Source organism: Micromonospora sp. NPDC003776, assembly GCF_053605645.1.
This window is the reverse complement of sequence record NZ_JBSGJR010000910.1, coordinates 1-1579: the sequence shown is the minus strand read 5'-3', so window position 1 is coordinate 1579 and position 1579 is coordinate 1. Positions and strand designations below refer to the sequence as shown.

The 1579-nt window shown below is 73.1% G+C and carries 1 protein-coding gene; it reads left to right on the top strand.

Translation table 11 applies throughout. The annotated features are described in order from the left end of the window. Positions 1 to 171 precede the first annotated feature (171 nt). On the top strand, positions 172 to 1551 hold the full coding sequence (locus tag ACWEVO_RS36315; protein ID WP_452311913.1) for a rhodanese-like domain-containing protein: 1380 nt from the start codon (positions 172 to 174) through the stop codon (positions 1549 to 1551). Positions 1552 to 1579: the final 28 nt, after the last annotated feature.

Sequence of the window (1579 nt, the reverse complement as noted above, 5' to 3'; positions counted from 1 at the left end):
CCTGGGTCGACGCCGGGTTCGCCCTGCAGGCGAAGGGTGGCCGGCCCGGCCGCTTGAGCTGAGCCGGGCCGGTGGTCCCGGGAGGGCGGGACCTTCGGCCCGGAATATACCCCCGGGGGTATACGCTAACCTGAGAGCATCGCCAGTCATCACTGCGAAGGAGTCCGCACCATGTTGTTCACCCAGTACTACCTGGACTGCCTGTCCCAGGCGTCGTACCTGATCGCCGACCAGACCACCGGGCGGGCGGTGCTCGTCGACCCGCGTCGGGACATCGACGAGTACCTGGCCGACGCCCGGGCGCACGGCCTGACCATCGAAGGAGTGATCAACACCCACTTCCACGCCGACTTCCTCGCCGGCCACCTCGAGGTGGCCGCGGCGACCGGCGCCTGGATCGGCTACGGACACCGCGCGGAGACCGAGTACCCGAGCCGCAAGCTCACCGACGGCGAGCGGATCAGCCTCGGGGACGTCACGCTGGGGATCATGGAGACCCCGGGCCACACCCCGGAGTCCATCAGCATCCTGGTCTACGAGCACGCCACGGACCCGGTGCCGTACGGGGTGCTCACCGGCGACGCGCTGTTCATCGGCGACGTGGGCCGGCCCGATCTGCTCGCCTCGCTCGGCGTCACCGCCGACGACCTCGGCCGGATGCTGTACGACAGCGTCCAGCGCAAGCTGATGGGCCTGCCCGACGAGGTACGGGTCTTCCCGGCGCACGGCGCCGGCTCCGCCTGCGGCAAGAACCTCTCCACCGAGCGGCAGTCCACCATCGGCGAGCAGCGCCGCACCAACTACGCCTGCGCGCCCATGAGTGAGGAGCAGTTCCTCGCCCTGGTCACCGGCGGGCAGCCCGCCGCGCCCGGCTACTTCGCCTTCGACGCGGTGCTCAACCGAAAGGCCCGCGAGCTGTTCGACCACACCCGGGCCGCGCGCCCGCTCGACGCCGCCGAGTTCTCCCGGGCCCGCAGCGAGGGCGCGGTGGTGGTGGACGCCCGCGACCCGCAGGAGTTCGCCGCCGGCCACCTCCAGGGTGCGATCAACATCCCCGCCGACGGCCGGTTCGCCGAGACCGCCGGCAGCGTGATCGCGCCGGACCGCACGGTCCTCGTGGTGGCGCCGCAGGACCGGGAGGAGGAGATCGTCGTCCGCCTGGCCCGGATCGGCTTCGACCACGTGGCCGGCTACCTGCGCGAGCCCGAGGGCGCCTTCCTCGAGATGGTCGCCGACCTGACCCGGGCCAGCCGGGTCACCGCCACCGAGCTGCGCGCCGCGCTGGACGCCACCACCCCGCCCGTCGTGCTCGACGTCCGCAACGCCGGTGAGCGGGAGCAGGGTGCCGTCGACGGCTCGCTGCACATCCCGCTCGCAGAGCTCACCCGCCGCCTCGACGAGGTGCCGGCCGACCGACCGGTCGTGGTGCACTGCGCCGGCGGGTACCGCTCCTCGGTCGCGGCCAGCCTGCTGCGCACCGCGGGCCGGGCCGACGTCTCCGACCTGCTCGGCGGCTACGGCGCCTGGCAGGCGCTGCACGCGGCCGTCTGACCCTCCGATCGCGGGTGACCGGGGCACA